Origin of the sequence: Parabacteroides sp. CH2-D42-20, from assembly GCF_003670185.1 — a bacterium.
GTDB classification, from domain to species: Bacteria; Bacteroidota; Bacteroidia; order Bacteroidales; family Tannerellaceae; genus Parabacteroides; species Parabacteroides distasonis.
The window spans coordinates 113112-130450 of record NZ_RAYG01000004.1; the positions used below are offsets into that span (position 1 = coordinate 113112).

General features: G+C 52.6%; 16 protein-coding genes. 14 read left to right on the forward strand and 2 right to left on the reverse strand.

All coding sequences use genetic code 11. The annotated features are described in order from the left end of the window. The first annotated feature begins 34 nt into the window (after nt 1–34). From D7V92_RS03895 to D7V92_RS22695, 11 genes are all read left to right on the forward strand, one after another. On the forward strand, nt 35–1279 hold the full coding sequence (locus tag D7V92_RS03895) for an efflux RND transporter periplasmic adaptor subunit (protein ID WP_034531981.1): 1245 nt from the start codon (nt 35–37) through the stop codon (nt 1277–1279). An 83-nt stretch (nt 1280–1362) separates the two neighbouring features. Next, the gene (locus D7V92_RS03900; RefSeq protein WP_227805101.1) at nt 1363–2568 is read left to right on the forward strand and encodes an ABC transporter permease; all 1206 of its coding nucleotides are present in this window, start codon (nt 1363–1365) and stop codon (nt 2566–2568) included. 39 nt (nt 2569–2607) lie between these two features. Continuing rightward, on the forward strand, nt 2608–3858 hold the full coding sequence (locus D7V92_RS03905; RefSeq protein ID WP_051635841.1) for an ABC transporter permease: 1251 nt from the start codon (nt 2608–2610) through the stop codon (nt 3856–3858). Between the two features lie 33 nt (nt 3859–3891). Further along, the gene (locus D7V92_RS03910; protein ID WP_121772304.1) at nt 3892–5166 is read left to right on the forward strand and encodes an ABC transporter permease; all 1275 of its coding nucleotides are present in this window, start codon (nt 3892–3894) and stop codon (nt 5164–5166) included. Between the two features lie 13 nt (nt 5167–5179). Next, the gene (locus D7V92_RS03915) at nt 5180–6448 is read left to right on the forward strand and encodes an ABC transporter permease (RefSeq protein ID WP_121772305.1); all 1269 of its coding nucleotides are present in this window, start codon (nt 5180–5182) and stop codon (nt 6446–6448) included. Between the two features lie 174 nt (nt 6449–6622). Beyond that, on the forward strand, nt 6623–7288 hold the full coding sequence (locus D7V92_RS03920; protein WP_008773438.1) for an ABC transporter ATP-binding protein: 666 nt from the start codon (nt 6623–6625) through the stop codon (nt 7286–7288). 185 nt (nt 7289–7473) lie between these two features. Continuing rightward, entirely contained in the window at nt 7474–8778 is a 1305-nt protein-coding gene (locus D7V92_RS03930) for an ABC transporter permease (protein ID WP_087343329.1), read from the forward strand. Nucleotides 8779–8807: 29 nt separating this feature from the next. After that, complete coding sequence (locus D7V92_RS03935) at nt 8808–10109, forward strand: ABC transporter permease (RefSeq protein WP_121772307.1); 1302 nt, start codon at nt 8808–8810, stop codon at nt 10107–10109. A gap of 21 nt (nt 10110–10130) precedes the next feature. After that, a complete protein-coding gene (locus D7V92_RS03940; RefSeq protein ID WP_036613099.1) occupies nt 10131–11420 on the forward strand; it encodes an ABC transporter permease in 1290 nt (429 codons plus the stop codon). Nucleotides 11421–11463: 43 nt separating this feature from the next. Next, nucleotides 11464–11919, forward strand: a complete 456-nt coding sequence (locus D7V92_RS22395) for a hypothetical protein (protein WP_233572785.1) — start codon at nt 11464–11466, stop codon at nt 11917–11919. 314 nt (nt 11920–12233) lie between these two features. Beyond that, the gene (locus D7V92_RS22695) at nt 12234–12725 is read left to right on the forward strand and encodes an ABC transporter permease (protein WP_370035884.1); all 492 of its coding nucleotides are present in this window, start codon (nt 12234–12236) and stop codon (nt 12723–12725) included. A gap of 98 nt (nt 12726–12823) precedes the next feature. Here D7V92_RS22695 and D7V92_RS03950 read toward each other — a convergent pair whose 3' ends face one another. Together D7V92_RS03950 and D7V92_RS03955 are read right to left on the reverse strand one after the other, a co-directional pair. Then, nucleotides 12824–13381 (reverse strand): phosphatase PAP2 family protein, encoded by a 558-nt coding sequence (locus D7V92_RS03950; protein ID WP_008773430.1) that lies wholly within the window; start codon nt 13379–13381, stop codon nt 12824–12826. A gap of 4 nt (nt 13382–13385) precedes the next feature. Beyond that, entirely contained in the window at nt 13386–13763 is a 378-nt protein-coding gene (locus D7V92_RS03955; protein WP_005854690.1) for a diacylglycerol kinase family protein, read from the reverse strand. 218 nt (nt 13764–13981) lie between these two features. Between D7V92_RS03955 and D7V92_RS03960 the strand changes: the two genes are divergently transcribed. The 3 genes from D7V92_RS03960 (at nt 13982) to D7V92_RS03970 (ending at nt 17338) form a co-directional block, all read left to right on the forward strand. Further along, nucleotides 13982–15022, forward strand: a complete 1041-nt coding sequence (locus tag D7V92_RS03960; protein WP_121772308.1) for a sensor histidine kinase — start codon at nt 13982–13984, stop codon at nt 15020–15022. A 1-nt stretch (nt 15023) separates the two neighbouring features. Beyond that, nucleotides 15024–15728 (forward strand): LytTR family DNA-binding domain-containing protein, encoded by a 705-nt coding sequence (locus D7V92_RS03965; RefSeq protein WP_121772327.1) that lies wholly within the window; start codon nt 15024–15026, stop codon nt 15726–15728. Between the two features lie 125 nt (nt 15729–15853). Next, on the forward strand, nt 15854–17338 hold the full coding sequence (locus D7V92_RS03970; protein ID WP_121772309.1) for a TolC family protein: 1485 nt from the start codon (nt 15854–15856) through the stop codon (nt 17336–17338). The last annotated feature ends 1 nt before the right edge of the window (nt 17339 follow it).

Here is a 17339-nt window from a genome sequence, read left to right on the forward strand (position 1 = left end):
TCTTTGGAGGGTGGAAAATAAAAACAAACGAAATATGGACAGAGAGATATCAAAAGAGGTTCGGCAGAAGGAGCAGCGTAAACAGTTTATAAAGCTGGGGGCGGGGATTGGTATTGCCGTTGTCTTAATAGGCGGGGTGATCGGTTTCATGCAAACCAGCCTGCAACGGAAGGACTTGGTTTTTTCAACGGTAGATAAAGGAGTGATCGAGGTTTCCGTTAGCGCGTCAGGCAAGGTGGTTCCTGCTTTCGAGGAAATCATCAACTCACCGATCAACTCCCGTATCGTCGAGATTTATAAAAAGGGAGGCGATTCCGTGGATGTAGGTACTCCGATCTTGAAACTGGACTTGCTCAGCGCCGAGACGGATTATAAGAAACAATTGGACGAGGAGCAAATGAAACGCCTCCAATTGGATCAACTCCGTATCCAAAACCGCAATAAGCTTTCCGAGATGGAGATGCAATTGAAAGTCTCTCGCATGGAACTGAACCGAAAGGAAGTGGAGTTGCGCAACGAGCGTTATCTGGATAGCCTAGGCGCCGGAACGACCGATAAGGTCCGTCAAGTGGAACTGGACTATAACGTTAGCGTCTTGAAACTGAAAGAGGATGAGCAAAAATATGAGAACGAGAAATCCTTGACGGATGCCGATTATAAAGTGAAAGAACTCGACCTGAACATCTTCCGAAAGAGCCTAGCCGAGACGAAGCGTACCTTGGAAGACGCCCAGATACGCTCTCCCCGCAAGGCGATCCTGACCTACGTGAACAACGAGGTAGGTGCCCAAGTCTCTCAAGGCAGTCGTGTCGCTATCGTCTCCGACTTGTCCCATTTCAAGATAGAGGGGGAGATCGCCGATACCTATGGTGACCGGATCGCCGCCGGTAGCAAAGCCGTCGTAAAGATCGGCAACGATAAACTGGATGGGGTGGTTAGCGATGTTACCCCCTTATCGAAGAACGGTGTAATCTCTTTCACGGTACAGTTGGAGGAGGATAATCATCGCCGCTTGCGCTCCGGTTTGAAGACCGATGTATACGTGATGAATGCCGTGAAGGATGACGTGATGCGCATCCACAACGCCTCGTTCTATGTGGGCAAGGGCGAATATGAGCTATTCGTGGTGAATGGCGACCAACTCATCAAGCGCAAGGTACGGCTGGGCGACAGCAACTTTGAGTACGTGGAGGTAGTGGGCGGCCTAGAGCCGGGCGATGAGGTGGTGATCTCGGACATGAGTAGCTTCAAAGAGAAGAACAAGTTGAAATTGAGATAAGGCTCGGTGATATGGACTGCGGAATGATTAGGCAATATGGGATGCAGGCGATTGGCATGTTGAAGGAGAATCGCTTAATTAGTATGATATCTATCATTGGGACGGCGGTCGCGATTGCGATGATCATGGTCGTGGTATTTGTGCTGCAAATCCAATGGGTGAACTATTATCCGGAATACCATCGGGACCGGACGCTACAGGTGCAGTCCTTGCGGGTCTCTTACGAGAATGGAAACGTTAGCGGGGGATCCTTGGGCTTGGAGCCGGTAAGGGAGATATTCTATCCGCTTCGATCTGTGGAGGCTGTTACGGCTATCGCCTATACGGATCGTACGCTCTCCTTGCAGGGAAGGCGTTCGAATAAGACCTATCGGGTGAAATACGTGGATGACGGTTTCTGGAAGGTCTTTGGCTTTCGCTTTTTGGAGGGGAAGCCTTTTTCCGAGGAGGAGTTCCTGTCGGGAGTCCGTCAGATGGTCTTGTCCGAGCGGGTAGCCCGGAGGTTGTTTGGATCGGATGAGGCGGTCGGGAAGGAGATCTTGGTAGACGTGACCCCCTATACCGTATGCGGCGTGGTGGAGAATGTCAGCAAGGTGGCGAATACCGCCTATGCGGAGGCATGGGTGCCTTATACCTGCGAGAGTGAGTTGCGCATGAGCTCTTTCCACGAGCATACGCTGGGAAACTTCTCGGTCTGCCTGCTGGCGCCCGCTACCGGGGACTTTCCCGCGATCCGGCAGGAGATCGCCCATCGGCTGGGCGCTTACCAAGCCACGAAGAAAGAGGTGAAGGTGGAATTCCTGGACTATATATATACCCGTTTCGACCTGGCTATCGGATCGGCGGGACTGGATCGGGTGGAGTTGCGAGACTTCTTGCCGGAGACCGGTTGCCTCTTGCTATTTTTGCTGTTGGTGCCTGCCTTGAACCTGCTGGGCGTGACACGGTCGTCCGTTTTGAAACGGCGTGCGGAGATGGGGGTTCGTAAGGCGTTTGGCGCAACACGGGGCACGTTGATGACGCAGATCTTGAGCGAGAACCTTGTGTTGACCTTGATCGGTAGCCTGGTCGGTCTCCTCCTGTCGCTCTTGTTCCTGTATATCGGGAAGAGCTTCATGCTGAGCGATCCGGATGCGGCATTGAGTGGTGAGATGTTATTTCAGCCGATGGTTTTCTTGGCGGCGTTCTTTTGCTGCCTTTTGTTGAACGTCTTGTCAGCGGGTTTGCCTACTTGGTTTATCGTACGGCAACCGATTTGCGAGTCATTAAAAGATCACGAGGAACGATAAAAGGGGAGGAATAGTGCTATGATTAGACATCTAATGATAATGATATGGAATCAGCGGAGGAGCAACGTGTGGCTCTTCTTGGAGTTAGCGTTGGTGGTTTGCCTGTTGTGGGGATTGTTGGACTCGTTCCTGGTGGATGAGTACACCTACCGTCGGCCCTTGGGCATGGATATCGAACGGGTGTATCGGATCAACCTGGGAAGGGTTGCGGAGAGCTCTCCGGCTTTCCTTCCGGACTCCCTGCGGGAACAGACGGAAGGGGAAGATTTGCTTCGTCTCTTGGAGTTGGTGGAGCGAGTGCCGGAGGTAGAGGCCACGTGCGTGTCGGTTTGTGGCTGCCCATTCCTCTCTCGTAACTGGTGGTCGTCTTTGATGCGTGCGGAGGCGGACTCTACCGATGCGGGGAGCGGTGTGATACGTATGCGGGAGGTGTCGAGCGCATATTTCGATGTGTTTCGCATGACGGACAAGCAGGGTCGTCCCTTGCGGGAGGCGATGGAGGAGAACGCCGGGCCGTTGGTGATATCCGAGGAGCTGGAGGCGATACTCTTCGACGAGGAATCGGCCGTGGGGCGGAGCTTGAGATGGAGTATGGACGATCTGCGGATCATGCCCGTGGCCGCCGTCTCTGCCTCGATGCGCGACAACCCGTATAAGGCGAGCGAGGCTTGCGCTTTCATCGTGCGCCGGACGGGGCAGGAGGTGATGAAGAGTGCCAACGATCATCAGGTGCTCCAGATGGAATGCCTGGTACGCTTGCGGGAAGAGATGGAGAGCGACCGCCTGGACCGCCTTTTCGGGCAGATGCAAGAGCAGGCCACGGCCGGTAACCTCTATATCTCCAGCCTTACGCCCCTGACCGAGATGCGTACGGAGGCCTTGAAAAGCCGGATGGACAATCATAAGAAAAAACTGGCCCTGATCTCGTTCATGATGCTGAATATCTTTTTCGGTATCGTGGGCACCTTTTGGCTGCGCACGCAATTGCGACGGGGAGAGATCGGCCTGCGGATGGCCTTGGGAGCCTCGCGGCGTACGCAGAAGAGCTTCCTTTTCACTGAGGGGTTGCTCCTACTTGCGTTGACGCTACCGATCGCTTTGGCCTTCCTCGTGAACGCATTGGCTCTGGATTGGCCGGACACAGCCCGCCTGCCGTACACCGGATGGCGTTTTTTGTTGACTTTCGGGGGGGCTTATTTCCTGATGGGTGCGATGATTTGCCTGGGGATTTGGTTCCCCGCCCGTAAGGTGGAGCGGATGGATCCCGCAGAGGCGTTGCGCTATGAGTGATCAATAAGTATAAATCAATAAAAACAGGATAGTATGTATAAGCAATTTGTAAAGCAGGCGATCGGGCAGCTGAAGGAAGCCCCGCTGGTGAGCTTGATCTCGACCGTCGGGACGGCTCTTGCGATCGCCGTGGTGCTGGTGTTGGTGTTGGTATTCCAGATCAATGCGGCGGGCTTCGCCCCGGAGTCGAACCGGGCTCGTATGTTGTACGTCTGGGGTACGGAGGCGAATCCAAAGGATGGCTCCGGAAACCGTAACCGCAGCAACATGTCGGCCGAGGTGGTGAAAGAGTGTTTCTATACCTTGCGGGAACCGGAGGCGGTGGCGGCCTACGTGAGGGCGAGCCATCCGGTCTCGTTGCCGGAAAAACGGCTTTTCAAGGAATATGAGTGTTGTTATACGGATGCGGGCTACTGGAAGATCTTCGATTTCGATTTCGTGGAAGGAACGCCTTTCACGGAGGCCGATTTCCAGTCGGCGATCCCCCGGGTGGTCATCTCCAACCGCATGGCCGCAAGCTTGTTCGGGGGCGAGCGGGCGGTAGGCCGGCAGATCGTGCTGGATTACGTGACCTACACCGTATGCGGCGTGACGCGTGACGTACCCAACCCCTTGATGGCCTCGTTCTTCGATGTTTGCATCCCCTATTCGTGTAACGATAATCTCATGACTCCGAAGCCGGACTACGGGGAGAACATATCGGGCGATCTCTCTATGATCCTATTGGCCCGCTCTGCCTCCGGCTTCGAGGCAGTCCGTGCGGAACTGGACCAGCAGGTAAGGTGCTACAACGAGAGCAAGGTGGATTATAACGTGAACTTCCCTGCCGGGGCACTCTCACAGGTGGATTCCGCCATGGGCAGCAACGCCTGGAACAAGGTGGACTGGCAGACGTTCATGGCCGAGTCGGGGGCGTTCCTCCTTTTCCTCTTGCTGATACCGGCGCTGAACCTGACCGGCGTGGTACAGTCGTCCGTGCAGAAACGGCGGGAGGAGATCGGCTTGCGCAAGGCTTTCGGAGCTACCGGTGGCGACCTGTTGCGGCAGATCCTCTCGGAGAACCTGGTGCTGACCTTGATCGGGGGTCTGATCGGGTTGCCACTCTCCATCCTTTTGCTGGTGTTGGGCAAGTCGTTGGTGATGAACGATCCGAATATCACCTTCACTGCGGCCATGCTGATCAAGCCGGGCTTGTTCGCCGCGGCCTTGCTCGCCGCCTTCTTGCTGAATGTGCTGAGTGCCGGGATCCCGGCGTGGCGGGCTGCCTGCGGGACGATCGTGGATTCTTTGAGTGGAAATGAGGATTAAAATAATAAAGGCTATGATAAAGCATATAATCAAGATTATTTGGGCGCAACGCCGTAGTAACATTTGGATCGTAGGCGAGCTGTTGCTCGTGGTTTGCGCAGTTTGGTTCATGTTGGATAAGTTGTGGGTAGACATGCGTTGCTACTACGCCCCTATGGGATACGATATTGAGAACACGTGGCGTTTCCGCCTCTCCCGCCTTTCCCAGCAAGCGCCGGGATTCGTGCCGGACTCGCTCCGGGAGACTTCCGATACGCAGGACTTACTGGCCCTGATGGACCGGATCCGCTCGCTGGAGGAGGTGGAAGAGGCGTGTGTGACCTTCTGGTCGATGCCCTATTCCTTCGGCAACTCGTGGGGGAGCCTATTCCCCGTGGGCGGGGATACGACAGGCTTGTCGGCCCGGAGTTACCATAAGCTGAGGGTCTCGCCGGAGTACTTTGAGGTATTCCGGATCAAGGACATGCAGGGGCGCGATGTCACCCCGTTGGTGTGCGAGACCCATCGTCCGACAGTCTTGACACGGGCGGGCGAGGAGCACTTTTTCGGTGGCCAGTCGGCGGTAGGTCGACAGATCTCCGGGAACGATGACTTCTCGAACCCTTTTACCGTGGTGGCGGTGCTTCCCACCTTCCGGAGCAATGATTTCGATCGCCCCGAGAACTGCTACTTCTCCATCCTGAAAGGGGAGACGCTGGAGGAGTGCATGAGGCAGTTTGGCGTGGAGAACGCCGAGCTCTCGGTGCGCGTGCGCCGGGCGATGACGGAGGATGAGATGTACCGCCTCTTGGAGAACGCCTCGGAGCGATTGACGGTAAACAACTACTTCGTGCAGGGTGTCACCCGGCTGACGGATCAGCGCGAGCGTCTCCTTGCCTTCGCAAAGCGGGCAAACAAGCAAACGTTGGCCACGATGAGCTTCCTCCTCGTGAACGTATTCTTTGGTATCGTGGGTACCTTCTGGTTGCGCACCGAGCGGCGACGGGGCGAGATCGGGCTTCGTATGGCGATTGGATCCAGTCGTGCCAAGCTGGGCCGGTACATACTCATGGAGGGCTTGGGGCTCTTGGCCGTCACCCTGCCCGTGTTGCTGCTCTTCGCCCTCAACATGGCCTACCTCGACAAGCTGGATACCTACCGCGAGTCGATCACCCTGCTGCGTTTTGCGGCCACCTCGGGCCTCGCCTACCTGCTGCTGGGCGGCATGATCGGTCTCGGTGTATGGCTCCCCTCCCACAAGGCGGTGCGGATGGCCCCGGCGGAGGCGTTGCGATACGAATAATTTAGTTATAAGACACGATTGTCCGTCCCGGCTGTCCGATAATGAAGCGAGTGTTCATTATCGGACAGCTTTTTTTTATGGACTGTGGCTGTGATTCAGTTGTTTACACTTTTGGCATGCTATTTGCTTATAGGAGGACATTACAGAACATTAATCATTTAAAATATTACAATCATGATCAAACTAACGAATTTACAGAAGATTTACCGTACGAAAGAGATAGAGACAGTTGCGTTGGAAAACGTGAACCTAGAGGTACAGCAAGGCGAGTTCCTCAGCATCATGGGACCCTCCGGATGCGGGAAGTCCACTTTGTTGAATATCATGGGCCTGCTGGACTTACCTACCTCCGGAACGGTCGAGATCAACGGCGTAAACACGGTAGGCATGAACGATAAGGAATTGGCCGCTTTCCGTAACAAGCAACTCGGTTTCGTCTTCCAGAGCTTTCACCTGATCAATTCCCTGAACGTGCTGGACAACGTGGAACTTCCCTTGCTCTATCGCAAGGTCTCTTCCTCGGAGCGCCGCAAACTGGCCGAGGCCGTGCTGGAGAAGGTAGGCCTGAGCCACCGTATGCGCCACTTCCCGACGCAACTCTCCGGCGGCCAGTGTCAGCGCGTAGCCATCGCCCGTGCGATCGTAGGTAACCCCGACATCATTCTCGCCGATGAGCCGACCGGTAACTTGGACTCCAAGATGGGTATCGAGGTCATGGAACTGCTTCACCAACTCAACAAGGAGGACGGACGTACCATCGTGATGGTGACCCACAACGAGTCGCAGGCCCAGCAGACCAGTCGCGTGGTACGCTTCTTCGACGGAAGGCAGGTGCAGTAGCATTTGCGTTGCCGGGTATGGCGGAGCGGAGGTAGAGGCCTCCCTCGGGGCGATCGCCCGCCAGCTTCAGTCGCTTGCCGTAGATGGAGTGGTATTCGCCCGAGGGAGCTAGTTGTTTTTTATCCATGGTAACGGGTTTAATGAATGGTTAAGTGGTAAAGATAAAAAAGATAACGTGAATAAATATGTACAAGATATACTTTAAACAAGCCTGGGCCCTGCTCCGTCAGGAGCGGCTCTTCAGCTCGGTCTACATCGTGGGGACGGGGCTGGCCATCACGTTGGTGATGGTGCTATCCATCGTGTTTTACGTGAAGACGGCCCCACTCTATCCGGAGATGAACCGGGACAGGATGCTGGTGATCCGCTATGGGGCGGTGGAATATGGTAATGGCGGCTACAGCAGCAGCCGGCTATCGAGCCGGTTGATCCGTGAGCAAGTGATGCCCAACGAGGAGCTGGAGGCCGTGGCGATTACCCGTGACCAAGAAACTACATTCGTACAGCCGGAAGGTTCGCCTGTACAGGAGCCCACGGTACGCATGGCGGTAAACGAAGATTTTTGGCGGGTCTTCTCCTTTCGCTTCGTGGAGGGGAAACCCTTCACTGCGGTCGACGTGAGTAGCGGGTTGCCCGTGGTTGTGATCGCCCGCTCGCTGGCCCGTCGGGTCTTCGGCGAGGAGGAGGCCGTGGGCCGCGTGCTGAGCGTGAACTTCGAGGAGTTCCGTGTGGCGGGCGTGGTGGAAGACGCCTCGTACCTGCTCGACCGCGTCTATGCGCAGATCTGGTATCCTTATACCTACAACAAGGACTGGGAGATGGGTGAGCTGCGCAACGCCGAGCGCAACCCCGGCCTTGGTTCTTTCTACTGCTATGCGCTGGTGAAGGAGGGAGCCTCGTTGCGGGAGGCGCAGGAGCGGCTCCGCGAACGGTTCCGGGCCTACGGGCACTCGCTGGGCGAGGGGCGTACCTTTACCGCACATGGTGCGCCGGACTTGCACTGGGAGAGCGTCTTCCGCTACTACTCGGGTGTGGACTTGGATCTCGCCGGCGAGCTGACGCGCTATGCTATCATCATCTTCTTCCTCTTGCTGGTGCCGGCTGTGAGCCTCTTGGGGATGGTAGACTCCCGGATGGAACGCCGGCTGGCCGAGCTGGGCGTGCGCCGGGCGTTCGGGGCACCCCGCGGAACGTTGCTGGGGCAGGTCTTGGTAGAGAACCTGTTGTATACCGTGCTGGGAGGATTGGCGGGGTTGCTGTTCTCCTTCCTCGTGGCCGGGGGGATGCGCTCGTGGGTGTTTAAGATTGGCAACGGCTTCTCGCAAGCCATTCCCGACGGGGTGGAGGTGTCGCTCCCCTTGGAGGGGCTGCTAAACCCGTGGATATTCACTGCGGCGCTGCTCGTCTGCTTCTTGCTGAATTTGATGTCGGCCCTGTGGCCGGCTTGGAGGGCTTCGCGCCGTCCGATCGTGAATTCGTTGAACGCTTAAATGGATAGGAGGTAAAAGATATGTGGTTAATGATATGTAAACAATTGATAAACCGCTGGCGTTCGAGCCTGTCGGTCTGCTTGGAGCTGTTATTGGTGTTCTGCTTGGCATGGTTCCTGCTGGATTACTTTTTCGTGGAGAGTTATAACCGTAGCCTGCCCGTCGGCCGTAGTTACGACGGAGTGTGGCTGGTGGAGATGGGACTCCTGCCGGAGAATGCTCGCGAGTACGTGGCTGCCGAGAGCGACTCGGTGAACCTGCCGGTACACTACGCCCGTATCCTGGAGCGACTCTGCGCCTATCCGGGCGTGTCGAAGGTGGGGGCCTCTTACGGTTGTGCCTCCTTGCCCTACAGCCCTTGCTACAACGGCACGGGGATACGCAATGTGGAGGATACGGCCCGCACGATCGGCTGCATGGCGATGTGGTTCGACCCGACGACCGACTTCCTGGAGGTCTTCTCGCAGCGCTGCGCCGCCGACGGGCAGGTGGTTTCTACCGCCGATTACGACTGGGGCGACCCGCGGGCGGTGCTCATTACTCGGCAGATGGAGCGGAAGCTCTTCGGTGAGGGACAGGCCGTGGGGAGGTTGATCACGGATTCCGATGACCCTGCGGAGAGCGAGGCCCACAAGCGGGTGGTCGGCGTGCTGGAGGACGTGAAACGCCTCGACAACGACCTGCCGCGAGGTGTCCTTTTCTTTCCCAAGCGACCGGACTATGGCGAGATTCCGGATATGAACTATTTCATCCGGGTGGCCGGAGGCGAGTCGGATGTGCGGTTCGCCGAGGCTTTCCGCGAGCGCATGAGCCGGGAGTTACGGACGGGCAACTTCTTCCTGAAGCGCCTCACACCCTACCACCGCTATAAGGCCGACATGGATTTTGCCTTTGGCATTACCTATAATTACCGGATACGCCTCTCGTTGTTGGTCTTCCTGTGCGTGAATATCCTGCTGTGCGTGATCGGTACGTTCTGGTACCGCATCCGGACACGCCGGGGGGAGATCGGCCTGCGGAGGGCGATCGGTTCCGGGCGGGGACAGGTGCGGGGGATGCTGTTCCGCGAGGGAATCGTGATGTTGGCACTGATCACGCCCTTTGCGCTCCTGATCGAGTCGCAGATCGTGTTGGCAGGCCTGATGGACTTGCCTTACGGTCCGCAGATGGTGCTTCCCGATAACTACTGGCCGGCGATGATGCCCTTGCGCTTCCTGCTGGTGAACATCGCCGTGTGGCTCTTGATGGCGGCGGCGATCCTCGTGGGGATATGGCTCCCGGCTAGCCGGGCCGCCGAGATGGAGCCTGCCGAGGCGTTGCGGTATGAATGATAACAGATAAATAAAATAAATATGTACAATATCTATCTAAAACAAGCCTGGGCCTTATTGAAAGAGAACAAGCTCCTTTCCGGAGTCTCTATCTTCGGTACGACCTTGGCGATTTGCATGATCATGGTGATCGTGATCGTATGGCAGATGCGTACCGCCAATTACTCACCGGAAGACAATCGGGACCGGATGATGTACGTCAGTGATACCCGTGCCTCCTACAAAGAGAACGAATCTTATAACGACTGCTACCTTCTCGCTTCCCGGGTGGTGAAAGATTGTTTCTATCCCTTGTGCTCTGCCGAGAAGGTAGGCATGGCGTATCATGGCGTGCAACGCTTGGTGGCAGTGGCGGATCATACGGTGGAGTTCAAGTGCGACGTGACCTTTACGGACGCGGCGTTCTGGAATATCTTCAACTTTCGTTTCCTCTCTGGTAAGCCTTATGGCGAGGAAGAAGTACAAAGTGGCATCATGGATGCTGTGGTAAGCGAGTCCGTGGCACGTCGGCTCTATGGCACGACCGAGGTCGTAGGCCGTACCGTCGAGATCAGCTACGTGCCCTATACCATTCGTGCCGTCGTGCGGGATGTCTCCCTGCTAGCCGAGTCAGCCTATGGCGATGTCTGGTTGCCTTATACCACCGACAATTCCCTGTATGATAATGATTCCGACCGTCTTGTCGGGGGCTTTCGTTGTTATATCCTCGCAAGTTCGTCCGCCGACTTTGATGCGATCCACTCCGAGGCCGAGGCGAATATCGCTCGCCTTAACGAATCACAAAGCACGCACCTACTGAAAATTGGAGGAGGACCCGATACCCATTTGGGCGATTTGGCTCGCGAGGATGCTTTCTCTGAGCCGAATGTACGGGAATTGGTAATGAAATATGTTATCATCGTTCTTGTCCTTTTGCTGATCCCAGCCATCAACATGAGCGGTATCACGCAAAGCCGGATGCGTAAACGTATGGCTGAGATCGGGGTGAGGAAGGCGTTCGGGGCGACACGCTCGGAACTACTGACGCAGGTACTCTACGAGAATCTGTTGCAGACCTTGCTGGGGGGTGTGTTAGGTTTGTTTTTCTCATACGCCTCCGTACTGCTTTTGTCCGATTGGTTGCTAGATACGGGCACGGCGTCGATGGGTATCGGTCGCACCTTTGTCAATGCGGAGATGATGTTCAATCCGGTGATCTTCCTTTACGCGTTCCTTGCTTGTCTCGCGTTGAACCTGCTGAGCGCCGGAATCCCGGCTTGGCGAGCCTCACGGATGCGTATCATCTCGGCTCTCAACGAGAATGTTCATTAATCTCCCGCATTGGATGATAGCTATACTAAAATAATAGAAAGATATGATACGACATTTATTACAATTGATCTGGAACCAGCGCAAGCAAAACGCTTGGTTGTGGGCTGAGTTATTGCTGGTCTCGGTCTTCCTTTGGTTCCTTGTGGACTACCTGTATGTGATGGGGCGCACGTATACGGCTCCTCTGGGCTTCGATATCCGGCATACGTACAGCATCGTGATCAGCAGCCTTTCGGAAAGAAGCCCGGATTATATCCCGAAGGAGAAGCGGGAGCGGCCGGATGGTGTTCATCTGCTGACGGCGTTGGATCGCATCCGCACCTATCCCGGCGTGGAATCGGCCTGCCTTACGGATGGGGGATGCCTTATTATATGGGAAGCCGTAACCTCGTTTGGCGGATTGATACGTTGCAGGTGCCCTGCCGCTATGCTTTCGTCACCCCGGAGTTCTTCGACGTGTTCCGTATCTATGATAAGGACGGCAAGACGGCTTCCTTGAAACGGGCCATCGAGGATAACAACTCCATCGTAATCTCCGCCGACGTGGAGACGATGAATCCCGGCCTTTCCCTACTCGGGCAAAAGGCGTACCGGGGGAATGTGACCGACGAGATCGAGGAGACAATCCGTGGTATCAACGTTCCCATCCGCCGTCATGAGTACACCAAGGCGGAACCCAACGTCTATAGGGCCCTGCGGCTAAGCCGGATGGAGGAAGGATACTATGAGGGGATGATAGATGCCGTGCGACTCTGCGTACGTGTCCGTCCGGATGTCGATAATGCTGATTTCCCCGCACGCTTCCGCAAGGATATGGCCGAACAGCTTCGGCTAGGCAACCTCTATCTGCTAGACGTACAGCCCTTGTCATATATTCGCGACGGCTATATCCGTTCGATCGGCGTAGAGAACGAGGTGAAAACCCGTGTGGCGGTAGCCTGCTTCCTATTGGCGAATATATTCCTCGGTATCATCGGTACCTTCTGGTTCCGTACGGAATATCGCAAAGGCGAGATGGGGCTTAGGATGGCCTTAGGCTCTACCCGCCGTCAGTTGAACTCGATCATGGTGGGAGAGGGTGTCCTATTGCTGGTCTTGGCGTTCATCCCGTCCTTAGTCATCAGCTTCAACATCGCCCATATGGATTTGATAGATACCTATCAGCTTCCGTTCACGTGGCTGCGCTTTGCGATTTGCGGAGGGATTACGTTTGTCTTGATCGTCCTCATGATCATCTGTGGCGTATGGTATCCCGCCCACTCGACAGCCCGCTTGGAGCCAGCGGAGGCGTTGCATTATGAATAAGAGTTAACTTACATATTTCACACATACACACAATTGAAAGCCCGGTCTTGTAGTGATACATGGCCGGGCTGTTTTCGTGCTTGGCAAAAATCCGCGAGTTAAAACGTCATTGACGCATATACCCCATAATGCCCGTCTCCCGCTACCGGGCTGATAGACAGGTTATGTTTCTTCGCGAACGGACGGGTAAAGATATAGGCGCTACCGGCGCCGATAACGGCTCCCGCCGCCACGTCCCACCAATCATGCTTCTTTCCATAGACCCGGCTCCAACCCACGTAGGTAGATACCGCATAAGCCGGAATACCCCATTTCCATCCATAACGCCTTTGGATAAAAGCGGCTCCCGCGAAGGATACGGAGGTATGCATGGATGGGAACGAATGATTATCGCTGAAGTCGGGCCGCTCTTTCTTCACTAGGTATTTCAGCGCATAGGTTACGCCCAATGTCGTAACCCCGGTGAATACGCCTTGTTTCAGCCCTTGCCAATCTTGGGTTGCCAATACTGTCGCCAAACTCGCCACCGGAGTGATAAACACCAATACGTCTCCCGAGGTCCGTATGGCTTTCCGGCTACCGGTCACCTTCAATTCTTGTCCGTTAACGGACAGGCACAGCATGAGCATTGTAATTGCGAAAAGGATATGTCTCATAGATTTAAAATATAGTTGCTATTTTAGGTATAAAAATGATAAACCCGACGATCGCTGCCGCTATCGCCATCAATAATACGGCTCCCGCCGCCAAGTCTTTCGTTCGCTTGATAGCCTCATTATACTCAGGGGAGACCAAATCTGCTAGGGCCTCGATGGATGAATTGACCGCCTCGGCAGCTAATACCGCTCCGATCACGATCGTTACTGCGATCCATTCCATGCGGGAAAGTCCGAATACCACCCCGGCTATAAGTACACAAACTGCCGCGAAACAATGGATCCAAGCGTTATGCTCCTTCGTGATCAATAGCTTGATTCCGTTGAAAGCGAATTTAAAGCTTCTGGCTCTCTTTCGAAATGTGAAACCGTCATTCTTCATTTTTATAGCATCTCTTATTGAGGAGGGCAAATATAGGTATTTTTTGCCTTTATCGCATATCCTGACGAACAAACAGGATATTCACCTTTCATATTCCGCAATTCGTCAAGATTACTTGTTGGTTTTTATCTGGAACGATAACTTCGTTGATTAAAAAAGTGCCCGTGATACGAGCATAGATCAAAGTAAAAGAATAAATTTATGGCTTGAAATCAGATATGAAGATAAAATATAACTTTCTAAGTCCGTTGCTAATGGCGATATTGACGATCTGTTGCCTGTGGATTGTTACGGATGTCGCTTATGGTGTCCGCATGTGGGAACTGGGAGTGGACGCATGGATCGGGCGTATCAAGGCCCTTGCTATTATATTGATCGGCGTTAGCTTATCTTATTTGTTTTTTAATTACTTGGCTAATATTTTTTTAGATAGGAATAAAGAGCGGAGGTCCCGTCCGGTGTTCCGGGAATATCTGTGGGTGGTCTTGTTTAATTTAGTCGTGCTCAATATCGGCTTGTATATCGTGATCTATTCTATAAATGGAACGACCTATCGGTGGGGAGAGGCGTTAATGATCAATGCGGTAGCTGTGCCGATCTTTCTCCTATACTATTTCTTGATCCGTAATAATATATTAGCCAAACGCTATTCGGAGAAAATCGTCCAATTGGAGAAAATGAAAGTAGATCAATTGGAAACCCAATTAAAGTTGCTGAAGATGCAATACCATCCCCATTTCCTGTTTAATGCCTTGAATACGATCTATTTCTTGATTGATGAGGAAAATGAGGAAGCGATTGAGGCTGTAGAGTTACTTTCGGACTTACTCCGTTATCAATTATATGATATAAATACGAAAGTGACGATCGAAGAGGAGATTGATTATTTGCGAACATATATTCAATTCCAGCGACTTCGTATGACGAAACGCTTACAGTTCGAGGAGTCCTTTGACTCGGAATTGACCGGACAAAAAATACATCCGTTGCTTTTCCTTCCATTATTGGAGAATGCGTTTAAATATGTGGGCGAAGCGTATTGGATACAAGTATCTATGCGGAAAGAGGATTCAAAGGTATGCTTTGGGGTAAGCAATACTTTCAATCCGGACTCCTTGGAACAAAGAAAGGGGAAAGGCATTGGGATCGACAATCTGAGAAAACGATTGGAGCTATTGTACCCGGATAAACATGAGTTACGTATAAAAAAAGACAATACCCGTTTTAGGGTTGAGTTATGTATTGATTTATCAGAATAATATGGAAATAAAGTGTATCATAACGGATGATGAGCCAATCGCCAGAAAAGGACTTCGGCGACACATCGGTAAAATTGATTTTCTGACCATCGTCGGAGAATGTGAGGACGCTATACAACTCAATAATATGCTGAATTCGGTTCAGGCGGATTTGCTTTTTCTGGATATAGAGATGCCGGATATGTCTGGACTGGACTTCTTGGAGAGTGCTCAGAACACACCGAAGGTTATTATCACCTCGGCATACGAGCGGTATGCGTTGAGAGGATATGAGTTTGACGTGGTGGACTATTTATTGAAACCGATCTCTTTTTCCCGTTTCCTGAAATCGGTCAATAAAGCACATGCGTTGATGGAATCTACATCGAAAAGCGAGGAGCCTGCTTATATCTTTGTCAAGACGGAGAAGCAACTTAAAAGGCTTTATTTAAAGGAGATTCAATTTATAGAGGGTATGGAGAACTATATTGTTATCCATACCCTCACTTCCAAAGAGATCGTTCATCTCCGGTTGAAGAGTATACTGGAAACGCTGCCGGCACAAATTTTTATGCAAGTGCACCGCTCTTTCATCGTAAATCTTTCTTATGTACAAGCGATAGAAGGAAATCTATTAATCATTGGGGAGCATAAAATACCGGTGTCGCGCCCTTTACGGGAAGAGGTCTATAAATCGATCGTCAATAATCAACTCATTCAAAGATAAGTATCCAAAAACGAACACACTGTTCATTATCGAACACTTTAAATATTCCTATTTATCGGATTATCAATAGTATATGTTTTTGGCATGCCTTTTGCCTTAGGCAGGATAAAAAAACTTATACTAAGATGAGAAGGATCTATATAGCGATGTGTTGTCTGTGGGCGGGGATTTCGGGAGTATGTGCCCAAGACAATACGAATAAAGTTCGAATAACCCTGCGGCAAGCGATCCAGATCGCACAGCTTCAATCCGTAGACGCTGCCGTGGCGCTCAATGAGTTGCGAACGGCCTATTGGGAATTCCGTACGCATCGGGCGGATCAGTTGCCGGAAGTGATATTTACGGGGACTCTGCCTTCATATAGCAAGCAATACTCGAAGTACCAGCAATCGGATGGTTCTTATACCTATGTGCAAAACAATGCCTTAGGCTTAAATGGAGAGATCTCTATCGCCCAGAACATAGCCTTGACCGGAGGTAAGATCGCCTTGAATACCTCTTTGGATTTTACCCGTCAGCTAGGTAGTGGCGCTTACAACGAGTTTATGAGCGTACCTGTTAGTTTGACATTGACGCAACCGATCTTCGGTGTGAATGACCAAAAATGGAAACGTCGTATCGAGCCTGTTCGTTACCAAGAGGCTAAGGCCGCTTATATGGAGAACGTGGAGAATGTAACGATCGCTACCATCACGAATTACTTCAACTTACTGTTGGCGGAAGATAATCTGGATATCTGTAATCAGAACTTGCAGAATGCTAATAAACTCTATGATATAGCGATAGCGAAGCGTAAGATCGGGCATATCTCGGAGAGCGAGTTGATGCGCTTGAAACAGTCGGCTTTGCAAGCGAAAGGCAGGCTGACCGAGGCTCAATCCAATTACAACGCGATGATGTTCAAGCTCCGTTCCTTTTTAGGGATGAGCGAGCAAGACGTAATCGAGCCTGTTCTTCCCGAGGCGATAGAAGGAGTCCGTATGGATTATCAGGCGGTATTGGAGAAGGCTCAAGAAAATAACTCGTTCTCAAAGAATATCATGCGCCGCCAGTTGGAAGCGGATTATGATGTGGCGACCGCCAAGGGAAACCGTCGAAGTATTAACCTGTTTGCCTCCGTGGGTTATACCGGTAAGGATATGTCCATGCGAGGAGCTTACAATCCATTGAAAGATAACCAGATCGTAGAGGTCGGGCTTTCGATTCCTATCTTGGACTGGGGAAAACGGAAGGGAAAGGTAAAAGTAGCCGAATCGAATCGGGATGTCGTACTTTCCAAGATTCGTCAGGAGCAAATGGATTTTAATCAAGATATCTTCCTCTTGGTGGAGAATTTCAACAATCAGGCCGCTCAATTGGAGATAGCCGCCGAGGTGGACACGTTGGCGGAAAAGCGCTACAAGACCTCGATCGAGACTTTCATGATCGGAAAGATCGATATCCTAGACCTGAATGACGCCCAGAGCTCGAAGGATGACGCGAAGCAAAAGCATATCCAAGAACTGTATTATTATTGGCGCTATTTTTATAACATCCGTAGTATAACATTGTATGATTTCTTGAATAATCGTACATTAGATGCCGATTTCGAGGAAATCGTGAAACGATAAA

What these genes read in the sequence shown, in the direction of transcription:
- D7V92_RS03895 (WP_034531981.1), top strand. Translation starts at nt 35, where the DNA reads ATGGACAGAGAGATATCAAAAGAGGTTCGGCAGAAGGAGCAGCGTAAA.
- D7V92_RS03900 (WP_227805101.1), top strand. Translation starts at nt 1,363, where the DNA reads ATGATATCTATCATTGGGACGGCGGTCGCGATTGCGATGATCATGGTC.
- D7V92_RS03905 (WP_051635841.1), top strand. Translation starts at nt 2,608, where the DNA reads ATGATATGGAATCAGCGGAGGAGCAACGTGTGGCTCTTCTTGGAGTTA.
- D7V92_RS03910 (WP_121772304.1), top strand. Translation starts at nt 3,892, where the DNA reads ATGTATAAGCAATTTGTAAAGCAGGCGATCGGGCAGCTGAAGGAAGCC.
- D7V92_RS03915 (WP_121772305.1), top strand. Translation starts at nt 5,180, where the DNA reads ATGATAAAGCATATAATCAAGATTATTTGGGCGCAACGCCGTAGTAAC.
- D7V92_RS03920 (WP_008773438.1), top strand. Translation starts at nt 6,623, where the DNA reads ATGATCAAACTAACGAATTTACAGAAGATTTACCGTACGAAAGAGATA.
- D7V92_RS03930 (WP_087343329.1), top strand. Translation starts at nt 7,474, where the DNA reads ATGTACAAGATATACTTTAAACAAGCCTGGGCCCTGCTCCGTCAGGAG.
- D7V92_RS03935 (WP_121772307.1), top strand. Translation starts at nt 8,808, where the DNA reads ATGATATGTAAACAATTGATAAACCGCTGGCGTTCGAGCCTGTCGGTC.
- D7V92_RS03940 (WP_036613099.1), top strand. Translation starts at nt 10,131, where the DNA reads ATGTACAATATCTATCTAAAACAAGCCTGGGCCTTATTGAAAGAGAAC.
- D7V92_RS22395 (WP_233572785.1), top strand. Translation starts at nt 11,464, where the DNA reads ATGATACGACATTTATTACAATTGATCTGGAACCAGCGCAAGCAAAAC.
- D7V92_RS22695 (WP_370035884.1), top strand. Translation starts at nt 12,234, where the DNA reads ATGGCCGAACAGCTTCGGCTAGGCAACCTCTATCTGCTAGACGTACAG.
- D7V92_RS03950 (WP_008773430.1), bottom strand. Translation starts at nt 13,381, where the DNA reads ATGAGACATATCCTTTTCGCAATTACAATGCTCATGCTGTGCCTGTCC.
- D7V92_RS03955 (WP_005854690.1), bottom strand. Translation starts at nt 13,763, where the DNA reads ATGAAGAATGACGGTTTCACATTTCGAAAGAGAGCCAGAAGCTTTAAA.
- D7V92_RS03960 (WP_121772308.1), top strand. Translation starts at nt 13,982, where the DNA reads ATGAAGATAAAATATAACTTTCTAAGTCCGTTGCTAATGGCGATATTG.
- D7V92_RS03965 (WP_121772327.1), top strand. Translation starts at nt 15,024, where the DNA reads ATGGAAATAAAGTGTATCATAACGGATGATGAGCCAATCGCCAGAAAA.
- D7V92_RS03970 (WP_121772309.1), top strand. Translation starts at nt 15,854, where the DNA reads ATGAGAAGGATCTATATAGCGATGTGTTGTCTGTGGGCGGGGATTTCG.